The following is a 21,539-nucleotide window of genomic DNA, read 5'->3' as shown; positions in this document are numbered from 1 at the left end:
CGCGCGACGACCCCTGTTGCCGTCGGCGTTTCGCGGCCCTGCGTTCCCTTGACCGTATTCGGCCAGAGCGATAACATTGCTCGGTGTGTGTTTCGGCGCGCCATCGCTGTTGAGCTTGAAAGTTTCGACTTTTCTCAACGATGCGGCGCACTGAGATCGCACTTGGGCAATCTCTCTTTATGGGAGCCCCCACGGCATACCCGTCATTTCAACACCACGACCATTCGTGTGTGCGGCGGGTGCACCGATGGAGTCGACTGAAACCGGTCGACGAGACACATCGATGCTGTCACCGTGCAGCAGAAGGAGTATCGTGCCAACGATTCAGCAGTTGGTTCGCAAGGGACGCACGCCAAAGGTCACAAAGACCAAGGCACCTGCGCTCAAGTCGAACCCACAGCAGCGCGGGGTTTGCACCCGCGTGTACACAACCACACCAAAGAAGCCAAACTCGGCGCTCCGCAAGGTCGCCCGTGTGAAGCTCTCAAACGGCACCGAGGTAACCGCCTACATCCCAGGTGAAGGCCACAACCTCCAGGAGCACTCAATGGTGCTCGTTCGTGGAGGCCGTGTGAAGGACCTCCCAGGTGTTCGTTACAAGATCATTCGTGGTGCCCTCGACACGCAGGCGGTCAAGAACCGCAAGCAGGCTCGTAGCCGCTACGGAGCGAAGATGGAGAAGAAGTAATGCCTCGTAAGGGTCCAGCTCCAAAGCGCCCCGTTGTCGCCGATCCCGTATACGGCGCCCCGATCGTCAGCCAGCTCGTCAACAAGATCCTCCTCGACGGAAAAAAGGGTCTCGCTGAGCGCATCGTTTACGGTGCCCTCACCGGTGTTGGCGCGAAGAGCGGCCAAGACGCTGTCACCGTGCTCAAGAAGGCACTCGACAACATCCGCCCGACACTTGAAGTGAAGAGCCGCCGCGTTGGTGGATCGACCTACCAGGTTCCAGTTGAAGTCAAGCCGCACCGTGCGAACACTCTCGCGTTGCGCTGGCTCGTTTCGTACTCGAAGGCTCGTCGTGAGAAGACCATGACCGAGCGCCTCATGAACGAAATCCTGGACGCCTCAAACGGCCTCGGTGCCGCGGTCAAGCGTCGTGAAGACACCCACAAGATGGCTGAATCCAACAAGGCCTTCGCGCACTACCGCTGGTAAACCCCTGCTTGTTCGGGCGCCAGTACTCCTGCGCGCCCGAACGGCAACCACGAAAGGAATCCCGTGGCACTTGACGTGCTCACCGACCTCACGAAGGTTCGGAACATCGGCATCATGGCTCACATTGATGCTGGAAAGACCACCACGACCGAGCGCATCCTCTTTTACACCGGTGTGAACCACAAGATCGGTGAAACCCACGACGGTGCTTCGACGATGGACTGGATGGAGCAGGAGCAGGAGCGCGGCATCACGATTACGTCGGCCGCGACGACGTGCTACTGGGACAACAACCAGATCAACATCATCGACACCCCGGGTCACGTTGACTTCACGGTCGAGGTCGAGCGCTCACTGCGCGTCCTCGACGGTGCTGTTGCAGTGTTCGACGGCAAGGAAGGTGTCGAACCTCAGTCTGAGACCGTTTGGCGCCAGGCTGACAAGTACGACGTCCCCCGCATTTGCTTCGTCAACAAGATGGACAAGCTCGGTGCAGACTTCTACTTCACGGTCGACACGATCATCAACCGCCTGGGCGCACGCCCGCTCGTTCTCCAGTTGCCAATCGGCTCCGAGAGCGAATTCGAAGGCGTTGTCGACCTCGTCGAGATGAACGCAAAGACCTGGCGCGGCGACGCAAAGGGTGACGTTCTCATGGGCGCCGAGTACGCGATCGAAGAGATCCCAGCTGACCTCAAAGAGAAGGCCGACGAATACCGCGCCGCACTCATTGAGACCGTTGCGGAGACCGACGACGTGCTGCTCGAGAAGTTCTACGAGGGCGAAGAAATCTCCGTTGCCGAGATCAAGGCTGCAATCCGCAAGATGACGGTTGCAAGCGAGATCTACCCGGTTCTGTGTGGTTCTGCGTTCAAGAACCGCGGCGTGCAGCCAATGCTCGACGCAGTTGTTGACTACCTCCCGAACCCGCTTGACGTTCCAGCAATTCCAGGTCTCGACGTTCGCGACCCAGAAATTGTGATCGAGCGCCACGCAGACGCAACCGAGCCTTTCGCAGCGCTCGCGTTCAAGGTTGCAGTGCACCCGTTCTTCGGTCGCCTCACCTACGTTCGCGTTTACTCCGGCAAGGCGCCTTCGGGTGCAGCAATCGTCAACTCGACGAAGGGCAAGAAGGAGCGCATCGGAAAGATCTTCCAGATGCACGCCAACAAGGAGAACCCTGTTGATGAGGTCACCGCTGGCCACATCTACGCAGTGATCGGTCTCAAGGACACCACGACGGGTGACACGCTGTGCGACCCGACGAACCAGGTCGTTCTCGAGTCGATGACGTTCCCTGAGCCTGTTATCGAGGTTGCGATCGAGCCGAAAACCAAGGCCGACCAGGAGAAGCTCTCACTCGCTATCCAGAAGCTCGCTGAAGAAGACCCAACCTTCCGGGTCATGCTTGACGCAGAGACTGGCCAGACGATCATCAAGGGTATGGGTGAACTCCACCTCGACATCCTCGTTGACCGCATGAAGCGCGAGTTCAAGGTTGAAGCAAACGTGGGTAAGCCACAGGTTGCTTACCGCGAGACCATCCGCGGAACGATCGAGAAGTACGACTACACCCACAAGAAGCAGACCGGTGGTTCTGGTCAGTTCGCAAAGGTGCAGATCAAGCTCGAGCCGCTTGAGGTTACGGCAGACAAGACGTACGAATTCGTGAACGGCGTGACCGGTGGTCGCGTTCCACGTGAGTACATCCCGTCTGTTGACGCGGGAATCCAGGACGCAATGCAGGTCGGTATTCTTGCCGGCTACCCAACGGTTGGTGTCAAGGCGACACTGCTCGATGGTGCTGCGCACGACGTCGACTCTTCGGAGATGGCGTTCAAGATCGCAGGATCCATGGTCTACAAGGAAGCTGCCCGCAAGGCGCAGCCAGTGCTGCTCGAGCCGCTCATGGCGGTTGAAGTTCGCACGCCTGAGGAGTACATGGGTGATGTGATCGGTGACCTCAACTCCCGTCGTGGGCAGATCCAGACGATGGATGACGCCAGCGGAGTCAAGGTTGTCAAGGCCCTCGTGCCGCTGTCCGAGATGTTCGGCTATGTCGGAGATCTTCGGTCGAAGACGAGCGGTCGCGCCGTGTACTCGATGACCTTCGAAACGTACTCGGAAGTGCCACGGGCTGTCTCAGATGAGATCGTCCAGAAGGCGAAGGGCGAGTAGACTCGACACTTCGGTGTCGGCTCGTCCGCGTTACGATAACTCCATACCAAATAAGAATGTCTCCGCGTCGCACAGTGCGGCAGGAGCAACCAGAAAAGTCCTAGGAGGACATAGTGGCTAAGGCCAAGTTCGAGCGGACCAAGCCGCACGTTAACATCGGAACGATCGGTCACGTTGACCACGGTAAGACCACTCTTACCGCTGCAATCTCGAAGGTGCTCGCGGACAAGTTCCCGTCGGCAACCAACGTTCAGCGCGACTTCGCGTCGATTGACTCCGCTCCAGAAGAGCGCCAGCGTGGTATCACGATCAACATCTCGCACGTCGAGTACGAGACCCCGAAGCGCCACTACGCGCACGTTGACGCCCCGGGTCACGCTGACTACATCAAGAACATGATCACCGGTGCTGCACAGATGGACGGCGCAATCCTCGTGGTTGCTGCGACCGACGGCCCGATGGCTCAGACCCGCGAGCACGTTCTGCTCGCAAAGCAGGTTGGCGTTCCTTACCTGCTCGTTGCACTCAACAAGTCCGACATGGTTGACGACGAAGAGATCCTTGAGCTCGTTGAGCTCGAGGTTCGCGAACTCCTCTCCAGCCAGGACTTCGATGGCGACAACGCACCTGTCGTTCGCGTTTCGGGCCTCAAGGCTCTCGAAGGCGACGAGAAGTGGGTCAACGCAATCGTTGAGCTCATGGAAGCTGTCGACGAGTCGATCCCGGACCCAGTCCGCGACAAGGACAAGCCATTCCTCATGCCAGTCGAGGACGTCTTCACGATCACCGGTCGTGGAACCGTTGTCACCGGCCGCGCCGAGCGCGGAACCCTCGCTATCAACTCCGAGGTCGAAATCGTTGGCATCCGCCCGACGCAGAAGACCACGGTCACCGGTATCGAGATGTTCCACAAGCAGCTCGACGAAGCATGGGCAGGCGAGAACTGTGGTCTCCTCCTCCGCGGCACCAAGCGCGAAGACGTTGAGCGTGGCCAGGTTGTCGTGAAGCCAGGTTCGGTAAACCCTCACACGAACTTCGAGGGAACCGCCTACATCCTTTCCAAGGATGAGGGTGGCCGCCACAACCCGTTCTTCACGAACTACCGCCCACAGTTCTACTTCCGCACCACGGACGTCACCGGCGTCATCTCGCTCCCAGAGGGCACCGAGATGGTTATGCCTGGCGACACCACCGACATGTCGGTTGAGCTGATCCAGCCAATCGCTATGGAAGAGGGCCTCGGCTTCGCTATCCGTGAGGGTGGCCGCACCGTAGGCGCTGGAACCGTTACGAAGATCCTCGCGTAATCACGCTTGATCATCTGAAGATGACCTCCCCGACTCTGTCGGGGAGGTCATTTTCTTTATGCTGTCCCCCGTTGTTGCGCGGGTGACCGTACTACGCTGTGCAACACAGTGGCGTTCGTGCTGCGAAGCAGGCACTACAGTTTTGAGCGGGTTACAAACGGCCCGACGTCATGATCGGAGAACTCATGGGATTGTTCGGGCCCTCAAGGTCGGTCAAAGAAGAAGTGAAGAAGGCGACCGCGCCGAGCTCGCTTTGGAGTGACAGCATCGGTCGGGTCGCGACCCGTGCGGTGCAGATCATCGCGATCGTCATCGTTGCGGTGGGACTGATCTGGGTCATCACGCAGCTCACGCTCGTCACGATCCCCGTGCTGCTCGCACTGATTCTCGCCGCTGCGTTCTTCCCGGTCATGAACTGGATGCGCAAGAAGGGGATTCCGAGTCTCCTCGCCACGATCCTCGCACTGCTCGCCATTGTTGTCGTGCTCGGTGGTGTCGGCTGGCTGATCGTCTCTGCGGTCCGCGACCAGTGGAGCGACCTCTACGACGAGGCATTCGCAGGGGTGCAGCAGGTGCTCGACTGGGTGCAGACCTTGCCGTTTGCCCCTGACGAGGAGCAGCTGCAGGAATGGACTGACACGATCGTCGACTTCCTCACGTCCAGCCAGTTCGGGGCGGGAGCGATCGCTGGCGTTAGCGCTGCGGCAAGCTTCTTCACGGGCCTGGTCCTCATGATCGTCGTGCTCTTCTTCTTCCTGAAGGACGGCCCGAAGCTCTGGGAGTTCATGCTCCGTCCGTTCACGGGCGAGAAGTACGCGCGCGGCAAGCGCATCGGGCGCAAGACGGTGGCAACACTCGGCGGGTACATCCGCGGGACGGCAACCGTTGCACTCGTTGACGCGATCGGTATCGGTATTGCTCTCGCGATCGCTCAGGTGCCGCTTGCGCTGCCGCTGGCAGTGCTCGTGTTCCTGCTCGCCTTCATCCCGCTCGTCGGTGCAACGCTCGCCGGTGCCCTCGCGACGTTGATCGCGCTGGTTGCGAACGGCCCGATCGTCGCGATCATCATTCTTGCCGCAGTGATCCTTGTGAACCAGCTCGAAGGAAACTTCCTGCAGCCGGTCGTGATGGGCCGCTCCCTGAAGCTCCACGCGCTCGTCATCTTGATCGCCCTGACCATCGGTACCGTCACAGGCGGTGTCATCGGGGCTGTGCTCTCGGTGCCGCTCACCGCTGTCGCCTGGGGCATCATCCAGGTGTGGGACGGCGAAGGAAAGCCGGCGAAGGCGTTCCGGCAGAAGCGGCCGGAACTTTCGTAGCGCGCTGCTTTCGGCACAGCCTTGATCGTTAGGATGGTCGGATGGTTGCAATCACTGACTTTGAAGTCACGACGACGAACATCGATGGGCTCGCGCTCATCACCATGAAGCAGATCACGGAAGAGCGCGGCACCGTCCGCGAGTTCTTCCGGGCCTCCGCCTTTGAGCAGGCTGGATTCCCGCTTCCCGCGTTCAAGCAGGTCAACGTGACCGAGACCGTTCCCGGTGGCATGCGCGGTATGCACGGAGAATCAATGGTGAAGCTGATCGCGATCGCTCACGGCACCGCGTACGGCGCATGGGTCGACACCCGTCCGGAATCGCCCACTCGAGGCAACGTGTTCCAGATCGAGCTGAAGCCGGGCACGCAGATCCTCGTTCCAGAGGGCGTGTGCAATGGGTTCCAGTCGACGGGTGATTCGCCGACGCAGTACGTGTACTGCTTCACGAGCGAATGGGTTCCGGGTATGGCCGGTGTCGCAATCACACCGCTCGACCCCGAACTCGGCATCCAGTGGCCGCTGCCGATCGACACGGAAGATCGTGCGCAGGTCAGCGCGAAAGACCTCGCGGCCCCCACGCTCGCTGCTGTGCTCGCCGAGTGATCGCGACGCTTGCCGCGCTGTTGATCGCAAACGCGGTCTTCAACGCGATCGTGTGGCCCCTGTTCCTGCGCCGCGTCATTCGTGACCCGCGCGCGAAAAACGCGCAGGGCAAAGCGACCCCGTTCCTGACCGTGCACATCGTGCTCGTCAGTATTGCGCTCGCGCTTGCGCTGGCCTCGTTGCTCGCCGCTCTCGTGACGCTCACAGATAACTGGGGATAGAGTCGGAGCGCGATCGGGCGGGCAGCGCGCAGACGCTCGAGCCGGTCGACCACTTCGATGGAGTACAGCCGCAGTTCAGTAGGCAGAGGAGAAGCGAGAATGGCTCGCGTTGCAGAGGCTCAACGGTTCTTCACCAATGGCGTGAACGCCTGGGCGCTCTCTGAGAAAAAGAAGAGGCGCTGCCGCATTTCGTTGCCGCGTCCGAAGCCGAACCGCGCATGTGCGATGCATGGTGTGCACGCTTCGCGCTCGGCGACCGGACCGCCGAAGTCATCGAAGCGATGTACCTGACCTCCGCCTCCTACGGCCTCGAACTCACTTCCAATGCGATCGAGCTCTCGGCATTCAAAGGCCGGTTCAACACCGGGCTGGTGCAGTGGCCGTTCGACGGAAAAGGCCGCATCTGGGTGGTGAAGGCATTCGCGCTCATCGAAGACAAGCAGTACCGTGCAGCGCACGACCTTCTCAGCGAAGATTCCGAGAACCGAGTCGACTGGCGGTACATGCGAGGCCTTGCCTGGGCGAATGTCTCACACTGGAGCAACGTGCTCACCGAGATGCAGAAGCTCTCTTCGAGCGGTGAAGACTTCCTCGATCTGCTCGTGAACTATTGGATCGGGCGATCGCTCGGTCACCTCGGCATCTTGCAGGAGGCATCACGGCGACTCGAAACCGCAGAGTCGTCGACTGACCGCGAGCTTCGGTGGCGGGCGAGCTACTTCCATGGTCTGGTCCAGCGTGCACTCGGCGACGAACCCGCGGCGCAGGCGAACTTCCAGGAAGCTTTCGTGTACTCGCCGAGTGGCGAGGTGCGCGAGGCCATGAACAACAAGAAGTTCCGGATCCTCCGCACCACGATCGAGGAACTCGAATCGCGCACTGACCCTTGGGATCCAGAGTCAGCGACTCACCAGGAAGACACGAAGATCGAGCAGGAGCGCAATCGGAGCGAAATGCTCGCTGAGGCACTCGCGGAACTCGACAATCAGATCGGCCTTGCCGATGTGAAGGCACAGGTGCAACGTCTCGTCGCCCAGTTGCAGCTCGACAAGATTCGCGCCGAGCGAGGCCTCGGCACCGCAGGGCGACCACGGCACATGGTGTTCACCGGTCCTCCCGGTACAGGAAAGACGACGATCGCGCGCATTATCGGTCGCGTGTACTTCGCGCTCGGGCTCTTGAAGACCGACACCCTCGTCGAGAGTGGTCGTGCTGACTTCGTTGGGCAACACCTCGGATCGAGCGCGCTGAAATCGAATGCGACGATCGACAAGGCGCTCGACGGAGTGCTGTTTATCGACGAGGCGTACGCGCTCAACGATGGCGGCGGGATCAGCGGTGGCGACGCCTTCGGGCGTGAAGCGGTCAACGTGCTGCTCGCCCGCATGGAGAACGACCGGGATCGTCTCGCGGTCGTCATTGCCGGGTATCCGAACGACATCGACCGGTTTCTCGACAGCAACCCAGGGCTGCAGAGCCGGTTCACGACTCGCATCGAGTTCGGGCGGTACGACGGTGCCGAGATCGCGAAGATATCGCGCGCGATCGCGAGCGGCGAGCACGCGGCGCTCGATGACGCAGCGGTCGCCTCGATCGAAGCGTTCGTCGCGGGTCGCGATGACGCAACCCTTGACCGTCTCGGCAATGCGCGGTTCGCCCGTGAACTCGTGATCGAGGCGATGAGCGAACGTGACTCGCGATTGTTCGGGCTCGGACCCGAAGCAATGTCGACAATGGACGACGAGCAGCTGCAAACGGTTCGTGGCGCCGATGTCGAAAAGGCGCTCGAGCGATTCCGAAACTGAGGAGTTTCGCCGGTGTGCTACTCGTTTTCGAGGAGCCGGAGGAGCGCGAACTCGGGAGTTCCTCGCGTTGAGATCGTCTCACCGTTGAGGAACAGCTCGAATACTCGAGGGTCGATGTAGCTCGATTTTGCAACGGTCGGAGTGTTCCCGAGAATCTGAGCGGTCTGCACGATCGCCGCGCGAATCAAGCGGTCGGGTTTTTCTTCGGGATTCTCTTTCTGCAAAGCGGCGACCTGTTGCGCCGCCGTGATCGTGCCGTGCAGGGTCCTGAAGTCTTTCGCGGTGAAGGTGCCTTTGACCCGGTCGCCAATGTACTCGTTGAGCGCGCTCGTTCGGACGGGATTCCATCGCCGGCCCTCGTTCCAGGCGAGCAGCCGTGCGCGCTGTCCCCGAGGCTTCCCGTTCTTGTGGAGCAGCGTCTTCAAAGCGTTTTTGAGTTGACGGTCCTCGGTCTCGGAGTGCCACTGCACTCCGCTTTTCGCAGGAAAGTCGAGGATGATCTTGTCGCCGCGCAAGGTGATGTCTTGCACGAGCAGGGTGGTGAGGCCCCGGTTTCCCGACATCGTCGTGTGGCGTTCGGAGCCGACGCGGACACCCGCTTGGTCGAGCAGGCGGAAGCCGGCTGCGAGTGCGCGCTTCGCAGTAGGGCCACGAGAGAGCAGGTCTTCTTCAACGAGCTTCCGAGCCGGAGGAAGGGCGGCGGCGAATTCGAGGATCTTGTCATGCTTGACGAGGTCTCGCTGTTGGCGCCAAGCCGGGTGGTACAGATATTGGGTGCGACCGTTGGCGTCGACACCGGTTGCCTGGATGTGGTCGCTCGCTCGTGGCGCGATCCAGACGTCCTCCCAAGCGGGAGGGATGGCGAGGCTCTGAATGCGCTCGATGTCTTCGACGTCCGAGATCGCATTCGCAGCGGAGTCGAGGAATCGAAATCCGTCACCTCGGCGAGAGCGCCGAAATCCTGGCTTATCTGGACGAGCTTTCGTCAGCCGCATCTGCGCTCCTGCGAGGTTGCATTCATGAGTGCCTCATCGTTGAGGCGCGAACTCTGCAGAGTTCGGTGCTGTGAGCAGGAACGCCGCAGTCCCAAGGTGGGACTGCAGCGTTCCTCGGAGACAACTACAGGGTCTGGCCTGCGTGCTTGCCTTCGCCGATCTCTTCGACGACCTTCGCGTTGAACGCTGGGAGGTCGTCTGGGGTGCGGCTGGACACGAGGCCCTGGTCGACGACGACTTCTTCGTCGACCCAATTTGCGCCGGCGTTGATGAGGTCCTTCTTGAGGCTCGGGTAGCTCGTGATCGTGCGACCCGACAGTACCTCTGCATCGGTGAGGATCCAGGCACCGTGGCAGATGACGCCGACTGGCTTGTGCTGTGCGAAGAAGTCGCGAGCGAAGGCGACGCTTGCTTCGTCCATGCGCAGGTGGTCAGCGTTGACGACTCCGCCAGGAAGCACGAGTGCATCGAAGTCAGACGCGTTCACGTCGCCGGAGTGCGCGTCGACCTGCTGTTCGTGGCCATTCTTGCCAGTGATGGACCCTGACTCGGGTGAAACGAGCGTTGCGGTCGCGCCCTGCTCGGTCACTGCCTGCCAGGGGCTCGTGAGTTCGCTGTCTTCAAATCCGTTGGTCGAAAGGAATGCAACCTTCTTGCCGTTGAGTTCTGACATGGTGTCTCCTTTGTTTCGTTGTGTCTCTTGGACTTTTTCAACATACGCCGAGCCGCAGACAATCGCACGGATCCGAGCGCATTCCTCGCGCAGAGCGAACGGCACGCCGAAGGTGCTCGTCCTTAACCTCACCCATTGCGAGCGTTTCCCGCTGGTTCCTGCGATGACGCGGTCGTGCTGCGCGCGTACAACGCGAGCAGTCCTCGAATGCCGTCGTGTCGAAATGCGTGTCGTTGACGAGCGGCCCCTGGTCCGCGTTGCTGGAGGCGATGCACGAAGGCGTTGACCGTGTGCGCGTCATCCGCTGCATCGAGATGCGGGGCAAGGAGCTGCAGGAGTCTGGCGAGGGCGTCTTCGGCCGCAACCAGTTCGCCGCTTGCCGGGTCGATGAGGGTGCCGGACATTCCGTCGCGAGCGGCAAGCCACATGCTGCCCGTCAGCAGCTCTGGAGGGAGTTCGGGGATCCGGCGCCCCGGGTCGGTGACCACGAAGCGCACGAAGGCACGGAAGATGAGCGCGAGGGCCACGGCATCGTTTGCCTCGAGCTGTGCATCGGCGACACGGAACTCCACGGTCGGGTAACGGTCTGAGAGTCTGGCAAACCAGGTCACGAGACCAGGGTCGATCAGTACGCCATTGTCCAGGAGGCGTTGGACGCGGTGCTCATAGTCTGCGCCGTCGCGGAACACGGGGTGGATCGACGACACCGGCCATCGCGAGAGTTGCACGCTTCGCCAACTCGCGAACCCGGTATCGCGTCCGTCCCAGAACGGTGCATTCACACTGAGTGCCAGAAAGAGCGGGAGCTGCGCTCGCGTCGCGTTCAGCACTGCAACGCCCAGATCGCGGTCGGGAACGGCGACGTGCACATGCAGCCCGCACATCGTCTGCTCGCGTGAGACCGCCCGGATGCGATGCTCGATCTCGTCGTAGCGATTCGTATGCGAGAACTGCACTTCAGCTTGCGCCCACGCCGGGGGAGAGCCGGTGCTCGCGAGCACGAACCCGCGATCGCGTGCGGCCGAGGAAGCAACTCTGCGAAAGTCGAGCAGTGCTGCCGTCGCGCTCGCGGCATCGGTGCAGATCGGAGTCGCGCACTCGATCTGGCTCTGCAGGAACTCTTGTTCCGCATGCACTGGCGGATTGGGCGTCGCACGAGGGGAGGAGCCGGGGAAACGCGCGTTCCTTGGTGCATCCGCGTTGATTGCGGCGATCACAGCGTCGCTCTCGTAGCGTGGGCGTCCCGTCACCTGGTCGAGGAGGAGATACTCCTCTTCTATGCCGAAGCTCAGTGGTTCGTCGTGCAACGGTGCCTGGCGCATATCGCCTCCCGACTTATGGCCCCGAGTAATCGGCGAGTGTCTACGCCCTCGATCTGCTCTGACCGGATGGAATCTCATGATCGCGGGTTTCGGCCGATTCCAACAGAGGGTTTGACTTCGAATTCTCTGTGCTCCAGACTCAACGGAGGTCAGATTCTGGCCGTGGCAACTCCCTTGAGATTCCGCGGCAGAATCCGCGACACGCCCGGGTTGCATCAAATGCCCGGCATGTGTCAGACTTGACCGGTTCAACACGCCACTCCACAGTGGCTCACTGCCAGGCAGTGCACAGGTAACGATTCATCGTGTACCTGGGCCGCGGGTAGCAGAACAAGACTTCGCTAAAACTGACGGCTTCGGTGCTGTGCATCGGTCGCCAGTGTTAGTGCGCGCCTCAATCGAGGCATTGACAGAAGAACAGCGGTGCACTCGAGACAGTGCAGCTGCGGGTGGCCGGAAGGCTACCGCGGATGACGAAAGAGAGAGTCAGCCATGGCGGGACAGAAGATCCGCATCCGACTGAAGTCGTATGACCACGAGGTTATCGACACGTCGGCTCGGAAGATCGTCGACACCGTGACCCGTGCGGGCGCGACAGTGGTGGGCCCGGTCCCGCTGCCGACGGAGAAGAACGTGGTCGTAGTGATCCGTTCACCTCACAAATACAAGGACAGCCGCGAGCACTTCGAGAAGCGCACTCACAAGCGGCTCATTGACATCATCGACCCGACGCCGAAGGCCGTCGACTCGCTCATGCGTCTCGACCTCCCCGCCGACGTCAACATCGAGATCAAGCTCTAAAGGAACCCAGAATGTCGAAGCTCACTGAGACACAGGGCCTGCTGGGTAAGAAGCTCGGTATGACCCAGGTTTGGGACGAGAACAACCGTCTCATCCCAGTAACGGTCGTCGAGATCACACCCAACGTGGTCACTCAGATCCGTACTCCCGAAAAGGACGGCTACAACGCCGTTCAGATCGCGTTCGGCCAGATTGACCCACGCAAGGTCAACCAGCCAAAAGCCGGTCACTTCGCTGCAGCAGGCGTTACGCCTCGCCGCCACCTCACCGAAGTCCGCACCGAGAACGCCGGCTCTTTCGAGCTCGGTCAAGAACTCGCTGTTGACATCTTCGAAGCCGGCCAGAAGGTCGACGTCGTCGGAACCAGCAAGGGTAAGGGTTTCGCCGGTGTGATGAAGCGCCACAACTTTGCCGGTGTTTCGGCATCGCACGGTGCGCACCGCAACCACCGCAAGCCCGGATCGATCGGTGCCTCCTCGACCCCAAGCCGTGTCTTCAAGGGCATGCGCATGGCAGGTCGTATGGGTGGCGAACGCGTATCCGTCCTGAACCTCACGGTGCACGCCGTTGACGCCGACAAGAACATCATCCTCGTCAAGGGTGCAGTTCCAGGCGCACGTGGCCGCATCGTATTCGTCCGTACCGCTGTGAAGGGAGCCTAGTAATGGCCACCTCGATCGCCGTCGTCGACGCCAAGGGTCAGAAGTCGAGCGAAATCTCGCTCCCCGCTTCGATCTTTGACGTTCAGACCAACGTGCCGCTCATCCACCAGGTTGTTGTTGCGCAGCTCGCTGCCGCTCGCCAGGGAACTCACAAGACCAAGGGTCGTGGAGAAGTTTCCGGTGCAGGCCGCAAGCCGTTTAAGCAGAAGGGAACCGGTCGCGCTCGTCAGGGCTCGATCCGCGCTCCTCAGATGACCGGTGGTGGAATCGTCCACGGACCGACCCCTCGTGACTACTCACAGCGCACCCCGAAGAAGATGATCGCTGCAGCTCTGCTCGGCGCTCTCTCGGACCGCGCTCGTGGCGGTCGCCTCCATGTCGTCTCCTCGCTCTTCGAGGGCACGACGCCGAAGACCAAGGACGCAGTCGCACTGCTCGCGAACATCGCAAGCAGCCGCAACGTGCTCATCGTGCTCACCCGCGATGACGAGGCAGCGTTCCTGAGTGTTCGCAACCTCGCAAACGTGCACGTGCTCGCTTGGGACCAGCTCAACGCATACGACGTTCTCGTCAGCGATGACCTTGTCTTCACCGAGGCTGCATACACCGCATTCGTAGCCGCAAAGGGCGAGACCGTTGAGTCGAAGCCTGCTGCAAAGAAGGCAGCGGCGAAGAAGGCTGACACCAAGAAGGCTGAAAAGCCTGCGGTTGAAGCAGACAAGGAAGAGAAGTGATGAGCGACATCAACAAAGACCCTCGCGACATCATCGTTCGCCCTGTCGTCTCCGAGAAGAGCTACTCGCTCATCGACTCCGGGAACTACACCTTCGAGGTTGACACCCGTGCGTCGAAGACCGAGATCAAGCTCGCTATCGAGAAGATCTTCGACGTCAAGGTTGCTCGTGTGAACACCCTCAACCGTCAGGGTAAGACCCGTCGTACCCGTTTCGGCACCGGAAAGCGCAAGGACACCAAGCGCGCCATCGTCAAGCTGAAGTCCGGTTCGATCGACATCTTCACGGCTGTCGGCTAGGACTGAAGGAAAGTATTCATGGCTATTCGTAAGTACAAGCCCACGACTCCTGGTCGTCGCGGTTCCTCGGTTGCAGATTTCGCCGAGATCACGCGCTCGACTCCAGAGAAGTCGCTCGTCCGTCCGCTGCCGAAGACCGGTGGCCGGAACAACACCGGACGCATCACGACCCGTCACATCGGTGGTGGCCACAAGCGCCAGTACCGCATCATCGACTTCCGTCGTCACGACAAAGACGGTGTTGACGCAAAGGTCGCACACATCGAGTACGACCCGAACCGTACGGCTCGGATCGCACTCCTGCACTTTGTCGATGGCACGAAGCGCTACATCTTGGCTCCGAACAAGCTCGGTCAGGGCGACGTCGTCGAGTCAGGTGCCGGCGCGGACATCAAGCCTGGGAACAACCTGCCGCTTCGCAACATCCCAACGGGAACCGTTGTGCACGCGATTGAACTGAAGCCGGGCGGTGGCGCAAAGCTCGCTCGCTCAGCTGGTGCGTCCGTGCGACTCGTCGCAAAGGATGGCCCCTACGCTCAGCTTCGTCTGCCGAGTGGAGAAATCCGCAACGTTGACGCTCGCTGCCGCGCGACGATCGGCGAGGTCGGCAACGCCGAGCAGTCGAACATCAACTGGGGTAAAGCAGGACGCAAGCGTTGGAAGGGTGTTCGCCCAACTGTCCGTGGTGTCGCGATGAACCCGGTCGACCACCCGCACGGTGGTGGAGAAGGTAAGACCAGTGGTGGACGCCACCCGGTCAGCCCTTGGGGTCAGGCTGAAGGCCGCACCCGTCGTCCGAACAAGGAAAGCGACAAGCTCATCGTGCGTCGTCGGACCGCCAACAAGAAGCGTAAGTAGGAGTCACCATGCCACGTAGCCTGAAAAAGGGCCCCTTCGTCGACGACCACCTGCTTCAGAAGGTTGTCCGGGCGAACGAGTCCAACAACAAGAACGTCATCAAGACCTGGTCGCGCCGATCGATGATCGTGCCAGCCATGCTTGGTCACACGATCGCCGTTCACGACGGTCGCAAGCACATTCCCGTCTTCGTGACGGAGACCATGGTGGGTCACAAGCTCGGCGAGTTTGCCCCCACCCGCACCTTCCGTGGACACGTGAAGGACGACAAGAAGGGCCGCCGCCGCTAAGCGGGGGCGATGAAGGAGAAGAACAATGGTTGAGTCGATCGCACGCGTTCGTCACATCCGCGTGACCCCTCAGAAGGCCCGTCGCGTTGTCAACTTGATTCGCGGAAAGCAGGCCGAAGAGGCTCTCGCAATCCTGAAGTTCGCCCCTCAGGGCGCTTCAGAGCCCGTGTACAAGCTGGTTGCTTCGGCGATGGCCAACGCTCGGGTCAAGGCAGATGCCGCGAACACGTTCCTGGACGAACAGGATCTGTACATCACACGGGCATTCGTTGACGAGGGCGCAACCCTGAAGCGGTTCCGTCCGCGTGCACAGGGCCGCGCGTTCCGCATCAACAAGCGCACGAGCCACATCACTGTTGTGCTGGCTACGCCCGAGACCGAGGAAGTGTAAGCATGGGACAGAAAGTAAACCCGTACGGCTTCCGCCTGGGAATCACCACCGACCACGTGTCGCGTTGGTTCTCTGACAGCACGAAGCCCGGTCAGCGTTACTCCGACTACGTGGCTGAGGACGTCCGCATCCGCGAGATGCTGAAGACGAGCCTCGACCGTGCAGGCGTTGCGCGTATCGAAATCGAGCGCACCCGTGACCGTGTGCGCGTTGACATCCACACTGCTCGCCCCGGCATCGTTATCGGTCGCCGTGGAGCAGAGGCTGAGCGTATTCGCGCAGACCTCGAGAAGCTCACCAGCAAGCAGATCCAGCTCAACATCCTCGAGGTCAAGAACCCAGAGGCTGAGGCACAACTCGTCGCTCAGGGCATCGCAGAGCAGCTCAGCGCACGTGTGGCATTCCGCCGCGCAATGCGCAAGGGCATGCAGGGTGCACAGCGCGCAGGAGCAAAGGGTGTTCGCATCCAGGTCTCCGGCCGTCTTGGTGGCGCAGAAATGAGCCGCAGCGAGTTCTACCGCGAGGGTCGAGTGCCACTGCACACGCTGCGCGCAAACATCGACTACGGCTTCTACGAGGCTCGTACGACGTTTGGTCGCATCGGCGTCAAGGTCTGGATCTACAAGGGCGAAATCACGAACCGTGAACTCGCTCGCGAGCAGGCCAACCAGAAGTCGTCACGCCCAGAGCGTCGAGGCGGCAACAACCGTCGTGGCCAGCAGGAATCGCACGCCCCGGCTGCAGCAGGAGTTGAGGCGTAACCATGTTGATTCCCCGTCGAGTGAAGCACCGTAAGCAGCACCACCCCAAGCGGAGTGGTCACGCTACTGGTGGCACGAAAGTCGCCTTTGGCGAATTTGGTATCCAGGCCCTCACACCCGCATATGTGACCAACCGTCAGATCGAGTCCGCTCGTATCGCAATGACGCGTCACATCAAGCGTGGTGGAAAGGTGTGGATCAACATCTACCCTGACCGTCCACTCACGAAGAAGCCCGCCGAAACCCGCATGGGTTCCGGTAAGGGTAGCCCCGAGTGGTGGGTCGCAAACGTCAAGCCGGGTCGCGTCCTCTTTGAGGTTGCTGGCGTGGACGAGGAACTCGCCCGCGAAGCAATGACCCGTGCGATTCACAAGCTGCCCCTCAAGGCACGCATTATCAAGCGCGAGGAGAGCGACGCATAATGGCGATTGGTTCCAAGGAGCTCATGCCCGTTGAGCTCGACACGTACGAAGACGAGCGTCTTGTCAGCGAACTGAAGAAGGCGAAGGAAGAACTCTTCAACCTTCGTTTCCAGGCCGCAACCGGACAGCTCGAAAGCCACGGACGAGTGCGTGCTGTCAAGCGCGACATCTCACGTCTGTACACGGTGATCCGCGAGCGTGAGCTCGGACTGCGTGCCGCACCGGCACCGGTTGAGGCACCCGCGAAGAAGAAGGCCGCGAAAGCAAGCAAGTCAGAAGCTGCTTCGGCCGACACGAAGGCTGAGGACAACTAATGGCTGCAAACATCGAAGCAGAAGGCGAGCTCAAGCGCGCCTACCGCAAGACCCGTCGTGGGTACGTTGTGAGCGACAAGATGGAAAAGACCATCTCCGTTGAGGTCGAGGACCGCGTCAAGCACCCGCTCTACGGCAAGATCGTCCGCAAGAGTTCAAAGGTCAAGGCACACGACGAGCAGAACAGCGCCGGCATCGGCGACCTCGTGCTCATCGCTGAGACCCGCCCAACGAGCGCAACCAAGCGGTGGCGTCTCGTTGAGGTGCTCGAAAAGGCCAAGTAGGCCGGGAAGCTTGTAAGGAGAGAACAACATGCTGCAACAAGAATCCCGCGTCAAGGTTGCCGACAACACTGGTGCGAAAGAACTCTTGACCATCCGTGTACTCGGTGGCTCTGGCCGTCGTTACGCCGGACTCGGCGACACGATCGTTGCGACCGTCAAGGACGCAATCCCAGGCGGAAACGTGAAGAAGGGTGACGTCGTCAAGGCAGTCATCGTTCGCACGAAGAAGTCGACCCGTCGTGTCGACGGCTCGTACATCAAGTTCGACGAGAACGCTGCAGTGCTGCTCAAGGCAGACGGTAGCGACCCTCGTGGCACGCGCATCTTCGGACCGGTTGGCCGCGAACTCCGCGACCGTCGCTTCATGAAGATCGTGTCGCTCGCACCGGAGGTTATTTAATATGGCAAACATCAAAAAGGGCGACCTCGTCCAGGTGATTGCTGGTGCTCGTCAGTCCCGCGGTGGAGACCGCGGCAAGACTGGTCGCGTCATCGGTGTCGACAATGAGCGCAACCGCGTCATCGTCGAGGGAATGAACCTCGTCACCAAGCACATCAAGGTCGGACAGACGCAGCGCGGAACCAAGACCGGTGGCATCGAAACACACGAAGCCCCGATCCACGTTTCGAACGTTGCTCTGATCGATCCAGAGACCAAGAAGCCGACTCGCGTTCGCCGCGAGGTCGTCGTCACCGAGAAGGCTGGCGTTAAGACCTCCAAGAAGGTTCGCGTTGCATCAAAGTCGGGCAAGGAGATCAAGAGCAATGACTGATACGGCTACAGCGACCGCTCGCCTGCCGCGTCTCAAGCAGAAGTACCGCGCGGAGATCGTGCCGGCTCTGCAGAGTGAGTTCGACTTCTCGAACGTCATGCAGGTTCCAGGACTCGTGAAGATCGTTGTGAACACCGGTGTCGGTGACGCAGCTCGTGACTCGAAGGTCATCGACGGAGCAATCCGCGACTTGACCCAGATCACCGGCCAGAAGCCGATGGTCACGAAGGCACGTCAGTCGATCGCACAGTTCAAGCTCCGCGAAGGAATGCCGATCGGCGCGCACGTCACACTTCGTGGCGACCGCATGTGGGAATTCCTGGACCGCCTGCTTTCGCTGGCGCTTCCACGCATCAGGGACTTCCGCGGGCTCAGCCCGAAGCAGTTCGACGGCAACGGTAACTACACCTTTGGTCTCACCGAGCAGAGCGTGTTCCACGAAATCGATCAGGACAAGATTGACCGAGTTCGCGGTTTCGACATTACAGTTGTCACAACGGCAAAAACGAACGACGAAGGTCGCGCCCTCTTGAAGGCGCTCGGCTTCCCGTTCAAAGCCGAATAAAACCCCATCGGCACCCACTGGTGTCAATGTTGTCAGGGTCGCTGTCTGTGGAACGGGCAGCGAAACCGGAAAACAAGGAGAAATAGCAAATGACGATGACCGATCCGGTCGCCGACTTGCTGACGCGTCTTCGGAATGCCAACACGGCATTCCACGACAGCGTTACGCTGCCGTCGAGCAACCTCAAGTCAAACATTGCGAACATTTTGCAGCGCGAGGGATTCATCGCTGACTGGAAGGTTGAAGACGCACGCGTCGGCAAGAACCTCACCATCAGCCTGAAGTACGGCCCGAACCGCGAACGCTCAATCGTTGGCATCAAGCGTGTCTCGAAGCCTGGTCTTCGCGTATACGCAAAGTCGACAGAAATCCCCCAGGTCTTCGGTGGCCTCGGTGTGGCAATCCTGTCAACCTCGTCGGGACTCCTCACTGACCGTGAGGCTGAGAAGAAGGGCGTAGGCGGAGAAGTTCTCGCTTACGTTTGGTGATCTGTTATGTCACGAATCGGACGCCTTCCTATTGAGGTCCCAAGCTCCGTCGATGTAAAAATCGATGGCAACGTCGTTACCGTCAAGGGCCCGAAGGGTGAGCTCGCGCTCACCGTCGCAAAGCCAATCGAGGTCACCCTCGAAGACGGTCAGGTACAGGTCACTCGCCCAGACGACGAGCGCAACTCGCGTTCGCTCCACGGCTTGACCCGTACCCTCATCAACAACAACATCATTGGTGTCACCGAGGGCTACTCAAAGAGCCTCGAGGTTGTCGGCACTGGTTACCGCGTGCAGGCCAAGGGCAGTGCAATTGAGTTCGCCCTCGGATACTCGCACCCGATTAACGTCGAGCCGCCAGCAGGCATCACCTTCAGCATTGAGGGCAACAACAAGGTCACCGTCAGCGGCATCTCGAAGCAGGCTGTTGGCGAAGTGGCCGCGAACCTCCGCAAGCTGCGGAAGCCTGAGCCGTACAAGGGCAAGGGTGTTCGTTACGCCGGCGAGCAGATCCGCCGCAAGGCTGGAAAGGCTGGTAAGTAATGGCTATCGGAACCCGAGGCAAGAGCAAGTCGGCCGCTCGCGGTCGTCGCCACCTGCGTCTTCGCAAGAAGATCGTTGGCACCGAAAGCACCCCGCGTCTTGTCGTTACCCGTTCGGCACGTCACGTGTTCGTTCAGGTTGTCGACGACAGCAAGGGACACACAATTGCAAGCGCGTCCACCATGGAGAGCGACCTGCGCACCGCAGACGGCGACAAGTCGTCGAAGGCGAAGCGCGTCGGCGAGCTCATCGGTGAACGTGCAAAGGCTGCTGGCGTTGAGTCCGTCGTCTTCGACCGTGGCGGTAACCGCTACGCAGGTCGTGTTGCGGCTATCGCAGATGGCGCACGAGAGGCAGGGCTGAAACTGTGAGCGAAGAGACAACAACCAAGGTGGAGGAAACCGTGACGCAGAGCACCGAAACGGCGCCTGCTGAGGCAAACTCAGACCACCGCAACGAGCCTCGTGAGGCACGTCGTGGAAGCCGCGACCGCGGTACCCGCAACGAGCGCGGCAGCCGTGACGCAGACAAGAGCCAGTTCCTGGAGCGCGTCGTCACGATCAACCGTGTATCGAAGGTCGTCAAGGGTGGTCGTCGCTTCAGCTTCACCGCACTCGTCGTCGTCGGTGACGGAAACGGTCTCGTCGGTGTTGGGTACGGCAAGGCAAAAGAAGTTCCTACCGCGATCTCCAAGGGTGTTGAAGAAGCCAAGAAGAACTTCTTCCGCGTCCCACGTGTTGCAAAGACGATCCCGCACCCGGTGCAGGGTGAAGCTGCTGCAGGTGTCGTGCTGCTCCGTCCGGCTGCTGCAGGTACCGGTGTTATCGCCGGTGGTCCTGTCCGCGCCGTACTCGAGTGTGCAGGCATCCACGACGTCCTGAGCAAGTCGCTCGGTTCGTCGAACACCATCAACATTGTCCACGCGACCGTTGCCGCACTGCGTCAGCTCGAGGAGCCCCGCTCCGTAGCTGCACGTCGTGGCCTCTCGGTCGACCACGTTGTGCCGGAGCGTCTGCTCCGCGCTGAAGCAGAATCTCAGCGGCACGACTCTGAAATCGCGAAGGCGAGTGGCAAATGAGCAAGCTCAAGGTGACCCAGAAGAAGTCCATCATCAGCGAGAAGCCAAACCAGCGCGACACCATTCGTAGCCTTGGCCTCAAGCGGATCGGACACACTGTCGTTCGCGAGGACACCCCGCAGAACCGTGGCTACATCAACACGGTTCGCCACCTCGTTACTGTCGAGGAGATCAACGAATGAGTGAAAAGAAGAACGAGGAGACGGTTTCGCAGCTGCCTGCACTGAAGGTGCACCACCTGCGTCCCGCTCCCGGAGCAAAGAAGGCGCGCACGCGCGTCGGTCGTGGTGAAGGCTCGAAGGGTAAGACCGCGGGCCGTGGAACCAAGGGTACGAAGGCTCGTTACTCGATCCGCCCGGGCTTTGAAGGTGGACAGCTTCCTGCGCACATGCGTGCACCGAAGCTCCGCGGATTCAAGAACCCGTTCCGGACCGAGTACCAGGTCGTAAACGTAGAGCAGCTCGAGGCTCTCTTCCCGCAGGGTGGCGACGTGACCGTTGCTGACCTGGTGGCGAAGGGCGCAGTTCGTAAGAACGAACTCGTGAAGGTTCTCGCTGGCGGCGAGTTGACGGTTAGTCTGAATGTTGCAGTCGACAAGGTGTCGGCCGCGGCAGAGCAGAAGATCGTCGCTGCTGGCGGTACTGTCAAGTAGCATCGCAGGTGGTCCCCGCAAGGGGACCACCTCGTTTTGCC

General features: G+C 60.6%; 31 protein-coding genes. 28 read left to right on the top strand and 3 right to left on the bottom strand.

Translation table 11 applies throughout. The features are described from left to right. Nucleotides 1-313: 313 nt before the first annotated feature. From rpsL to U2H20_RS07190, 8 genes are all read left to right on the top strand, one after another. Entirely contained in the window at nucleotides 314-688 is a 375-nt protein-coding gene (rpsL, locus tag U2H20_RS07225) for a 30S ribosomal protein S12 (RefSeq protein ID WP_430591621.1), read from the top strand. Continuing rightward, a complete protein-coding gene (rpsG, locus tag U2H20_RS07220; protein ID WP_430591620.1) occupies nucleotides 688-1,158 on the top strand; it encodes a 30S ribosomal protein S7 in 471 nt (156 codons plus the stop codon). Before rpsL ends, rpsG begins: the two co-directional genes overlap by 1 nt. A 63-nt stretch (nucleotides 1,159-1,221) precedes the next feature. Next, a complete protein-coding gene (gene fusA, locus U2H20_RS07215) occupies nucleotides 1,222-3,336 on the top strand; it encodes an elongation factor G (RefSeq protein ID WP_430591619.1) in 2,115 nt (704 codons plus the stop codon). A 113-nt stretch (nucleotides 3,337-3,449) separates the two neighbouring features. Continuing rightward, nucleotides 3,450-4,643, top strand: coding sequence for an elongation factor Tu (gene tuf, locus U2H20_RS07210; RefSeq protein ID WP_430591618.1), 1,194 nt, complete (start codon nucleotides 3,450-3,452; stop codon nucleotides 4,641-4,643). Between the two features lie 170 nt (nucleotides 4,644-4,813). Continuing rightward, a complete protein-coding gene (locus tag U2H20_RS07205; RefSeq protein ID WP_430591617.1) occupies nucleotides 4,814-5,962 on the top strand; it encodes an AI-2E family transporter in 1,149 nt (382 codons plus the stop codon). A 41-nt stretch (nucleotides 5,963-6,003) separates the two neighbouring features. Beyond that, complete coding sequence (locus U2H20_RS07200) at nucleotides 6,004-6,567, top strand: dTDP-4-dehydrorhamnose 3,5-epimerase family protein (protein WP_430591616.1); 564 nt, start codon at nucleotides 6,004-6,006, stop codon at nucleotides 6,565-6,567. Beyond that, nucleotides 6,564-6,788 (top strand): SCO4848 family membrane protein, encoded by a 225-nt coding sequence (locus U2H20_RS07195; RefSeq protein ID WP_430591615.1) that lies wholly within the window; start codon nucleotides 6,564-6,566, stop codon nucleotides 6,786-6,788. The genes U2H20_RS07200 and U2H20_RS07195 overlap by 4 nt, the downstream gene beginning before the upstream one ends. 218 nt (nucleotides 6,789-7,006) lie before the next feature. Continuing rightward, entirely contained in the window at nucleotides 7,007-8,593 is a 1,587-nt protein-coding gene (locus U2H20_RS07190) for an AAA family ATPase (RefSeq protein ID WP_430591614.1), read from the top strand. Nucleotides 8,594-8,610: 17 nt separating this feature from the next. Here the strand turns inward: U2H20_RS07190 and U2H20_RS07185 are convergent, their stop codons facing one another. The 3 genes from U2H20_RS07185 to U2H20_RS07175 form a co-directional block, all read right to left on the bottom strand. After that, nucleotides 8,611-9,588 (bottom strand): DNA topoisomerase IB, encoded by a 978-nt coding sequence (locus U2H20_RS07185; protein ID WP_430591613.1) that lies wholly within the window; start codon nucleotides 9,586-9,588, stop codon nucleotides 8,611-8,613. 124 nt (nucleotides 9,589-9,712) lie between these two features. After that, nucleotides 9,713-10,261, bottom strand: a complete 549-nt coding sequence (locus U2H20_RS07180; protein ID WP_430591612.1) for a type 1 glutamine amidotransferase domain-containing protein — start codon at nucleotides 10,259-10,261, stop codon at nucleotides 9,713-9,715. 128 nt (nucleotides 10,262-10,389) lie between these two features. Continuing rightward, a complete protein-coding gene (locus tag U2H20_RS07175) occupies nucleotides 10,390-11,583 on the bottom strand; it encodes a carboxylate-amine ligase (protein WP_430591611.1) in 1,194 nt (397 codons plus the stop codon). A gap of 492 nt (nucleotides 11,584-12,075) precedes the next feature. On the opposite strand from U2H20_RS07175, the gene rpsJ reads away from it, so the two are divergent. The 20 genes from rpsJ (at nucleotide 12,076) to rplO (ending at nucleotide 21,498) form a co-directional block, all read left to right on the top strand. After that, nucleotides 12,076-12,384, top strand: a complete 309-nt coding sequence (gene rpsJ / locus U2H20_RS07170; RefSeq protein WP_027479364.1) for a 30S ribosomal protein S10 — start codon at nucleotides 12,076-12,078, stop codon at nucleotides 12,382-12,384. 11 nt (nucleotides 12,385-12,395) lie between these two features. Continuing rightward, nucleotides 12,396-13,046 (top strand): 50S ribosomal protein L3, encoded by a 651-nt coding sequence (gene rplC / locus U2H20_RS07165; RefSeq protein ID WP_430591610.1) that lies wholly within the window; start codon nucleotides 12,396-12,398, stop codon nucleotides 13,044-13,046. Between the two features lie 2 nt (nucleotides 13,047-13,048). Continuing rightward, complete coding sequence (gene rplD, locus U2H20_RS07160) at nucleotides 13,049-13,780, top strand: 50S ribosomal protein L4 (protein WP_430591609.1); 732 nt, start codon at nucleotides 13,049-13,051, stop codon at nucleotides 13,778-13,780. After that, a complete protein-coding gene (rplW, locus tag U2H20_RS07155) occupies nucleotides 13,780-14,079 on the top strand; it encodes a 50S ribosomal protein L23 (RefSeq protein ID WP_430591608.1) in 300 nt (99 codons plus the stop codon). The genes rplD and rplW overlap by 1 nt, the downstream gene beginning before the upstream one ends. A gap of 18 nt (nucleotides 14,080-14,097) precedes the next feature. Beyond that, the gene (gene rplB, locus U2H20_RS07150; protein WP_430591607.1) at nucleotides 14,098-14,937 is read left to right on the top strand and encodes a 50S ribosomal protein L2; all 840 of its coding nucleotides are present in this window, start codon (nucleotides 14,098-14,100) and stop codon (nucleotides 14,935-14,937) included. A gap of 8 nt (nucleotides 14,938-14,945) precedes the next feature. Further along, nucleotides 14,946-15,227, top strand: a complete 282-nt coding sequence (gene rpsS / locus U2H20_RS07145; protein WP_430591606.1) for a 30S ribosomal protein S19 — start codon at nucleotides 14,946-14,948, stop codon at nucleotides 15,225-15,227. 25 nt (nucleotides 15,228-15,252) lie between these two features. Next, a complete protein-coding gene (rplV, locus tag U2H20_RS07140) occupies nucleotides 15,253-15,618 on the top strand; it encodes a 50S ribosomal protein L22 (RefSeq protein WP_430591605.1) in 366 nt (121 codons plus the stop codon). A 2-nt stretch (nucleotides 15,619-15,620) separates the two neighbouring features. Next, nucleotides 15,621-16,379, top strand: a complete 759-nt coding sequence (rpsC, locus tag U2H20_RS07135; RefSeq protein ID WP_430591604.1) for a 30S ribosomal protein S3 — start codon at nucleotides 15,621-15,623, stop codon at nucleotides 16,377-16,379. Nucleotides 16,380-16,381: 2 nt separating this feature from the next. Continuing rightward, on the top strand, nucleotides 16,382-16,801 hold the full coding sequence (rplP, locus tag U2H20_RS07130) for a 50S ribosomal protein L16 (protein WP_430591603.1): 420 nt from the start codon (nucleotides 16,382-16,384) through the stop codon (nucleotides 16,799-16,801). Beyond that, nucleotides 16,801-17,115 carry a 50S ribosomal protein L29 gene (gene rpmC, locus U2H20_RS07125; protein ID WP_430591602.1) on the top strand — a complete coding sequence of 105 codons (315 nt, stop codon included), beginning with the start codon at nucleotides 16,801-16,803 and terminating at the stop codon, nucleotides 17,113-17,115. Before rplP ends, rpmC begins: the two co-directional genes overlap by 1 nt. Then, nucleotides 17,115-17,399 carry a 30S ribosomal protein S17 gene (rpsQ, locus tag U2H20_RS07120; RefSeq protein WP_430591601.1) on the top strand — a complete coding sequence of 95 codons (285 nt, stop codon included), beginning with the start codon at nucleotides 17,115-17,117 and terminating at the stop codon, nucleotides 17,397-17,399. The genes rpmC and rpsQ overlap by 1 nt, the downstream gene beginning before the upstream one ends. A 28-nt stretch (nucleotides 17,400-17,427) precedes the next feature. Continuing rightward, nucleotides 17,428-17,799 carry a 50S ribosomal protein L14 gene (gene rplN / locus U2H20_RS07115; RefSeq protein ID WP_430591600.1) on the top strand — a complete coding sequence of 124 codons (372 nt, stop codon included), beginning with the start codon at nucleotides 17,428-17,430 and terminating at the stop codon, nucleotides 17,797-17,799. Nucleotide 17,800: 1 nt separating this feature from the next. Further along, nucleotides 17,801-18,172 carry a 50S ribosomal protein L24 gene (gene rplX / locus U2H20_RS07110; protein ID WP_430591599.1) on the top strand — a complete coding sequence of 124 codons (372 nt, stop codon included), beginning with the start codon at nucleotides 17,801-17,803 and terminating at the stop codon, nucleotides 18,170-18,172. Next, on the top strand, nucleotides 18,165-18,737 hold the full coding sequence (gene rplE, locus U2H20_RS07105; RefSeq protein ID WP_430591598.1) for a 50S ribosomal protein L5: 573 nt from the start codon (nucleotides 18,165-18,167) through the stop codon (nucleotides 18,735-18,737). Before rplX ends, rplE begins: the two co-directional genes overlap by 8 nt. An 89-nt stretch (nucleotides 18,738-18,826) precedes the next feature. After that, complete coding sequence (gene rpsH, locus U2H20_RS07100) at nucleotides 18,827-19,225, top strand: 30S ribosomal protein S8 (protein WP_430591597.1); 399 nt, start codon at nucleotides 18,827-18,829, stop codon at nucleotides 19,223-19,225. 6 nt (nucleotides 19,226-19,231) lie between these two features. After that, nucleotides 19,232-19,768, top strand: a complete 537-nt coding sequence (gene rplF, locus U2H20_RS07095; RefSeq protein ID WP_430591596.1) for a 50S ribosomal protein L6 — start codon at nucleotides 19,232-19,234, stop codon at nucleotides 19,766-19,768. Further along, nucleotides 19,768-20,139, top strand: a complete 372-nt coding sequence (rplR, locus tag U2H20_RS07090; RefSeq protein ID WP_430591595.1) for a 50S ribosomal protein L18 — start codon at nucleotides 19,768-19,770, stop codon at nucleotides 20,137-20,139. The genes rplF and rplR overlap by 1 nt, the downstream gene beginning before the upstream one ends. Beyond that, the gene (gene rpsE, locus U2H20_RS07085; protein ID WP_430591594.1) at nucleotides 20,136-20,846 is read left to right on the top strand and encodes a 30S ribosomal protein S5; all 711 of its coding nucleotides are present in this window, start codon (nucleotides 20,136-20,138) and stop codon (nucleotides 20,844-20,846) included. Before rplR ends, rpsE begins: the two co-directional genes overlap by 4 nt. Continuing rightward, nucleotides 20,843-21,028: a 50S ribosomal protein L30 gene (rpmD, locus tag U2H20_RS07080; protein ID WP_430591593.1), complete on the top strand. Its 186-nt coding sequence runs from the start codon at nucleotides 20,843-20,845 to the stop codon at nucleotides 21,026-21,028. Before rpsE ends, rpmD begins: the two co-directional genes overlap by 4 nt. Then, entirely contained in the window at nucleotides 21,025-21,498 is a 474-nt protein-coding gene (gene rplO, locus U2H20_RS07075) for a 50S ribosomal protein L15 (protein ID WP_430591592.1), read from the top strand. The genes rpmD and rplO overlap by 4 nt, the downstream gene beginning before the upstream one ends. Nucleotides 21,499-21,539 lie beyond the last annotated feature (41 nt).

It is taken from the genome of Humidisolicoccus flavus, from assembly GCF_045689595.1.
Taxonomy (GTDB): Bacteria; Actinomycetota; Actinomycetes; order Actinomycetales; family Microbacteriaceae; genus Humidisolicoccus; species Humidisolicoccus flavus.
Note: the sequence above shows the minus strand (reverse complement) of the source record. Positions and strands in the feature narration are given on the sequence as shown.